This is a genomic window from Pseudomonas brassicacearum (genome assembly GCF_003732265.1).
Lineage (GTDB): Bacteria > Pseudomonadota > Gammaproteobacteria > Pseudomonadales > Pseudomonadaceae > Aquipseudomonas > Aquipseudomonas brassicacearum_D.
In genome coordinates, this window is record NZ_MOBK01000320.1 from 1 (window position 1) to 557 (window position 557).

Below are 557 nucleotides of genomic sequence, written 5' to 3' on the forward strand. Positions count from 1 at the left end.
CGAAGATCTCCGACAGGCACTGCACCTGCGCTTCGGCGAGGGTGTTGCCAGCGCTCATGCCGTTGCTGAGGTAAAGGTTTTCGATCAGGTTGGACGGGAAGTACACCACTTCATTGTCAGACTGGCGCACAAACGGCAGCGAGCAGATGCCACGCTGGGTGTTGCCGGAGTTAGTGTCGAACAGGTTCGAGCCACGCAACTCGCCGTCACGGTTGTAAATCTTACGGGTGTATTCGTCGAGGATCTCGCTCGGCAACTCGTCTTTCGGCCCCGGTTTGAACCACTGTTCGTCCGGATAATGAACGAACTCGGCGTTGGCGATTTCCTCGCCCCAGAACTGGTCGTTGTAGAAGAAGTTGCAGTTCAGGCGCTCGATGAATTCGCCCAGCGCGGAGGCCAGTGCGCCCTCTTTGGTCGCGCCCTTGCCGTTGGTGAAGCACATTGGCGAATGGGCATCGCGGATGTGCAGCGACCAGACGTTGGGCACGATGTTGCGCCACGAGGCGATTTCGATCTTCATCCCGAGGTCGGCGAGAATCCCCGACATGTTGGCGATG

General features: G+C 58.5%; 1 protein-coding gene. It reads right to left on the reverse strand.

Features of this window, described 5'->3' with window-relative positions; all coding sequences use genetic code 11:
• Nucleotides 1-557 (reverse strand): YcaO-like family protein (locus tag BK660_RS31480; protein WP_185045316.1); only part of this gene is annotated, 557 nt, incomplete at both ends.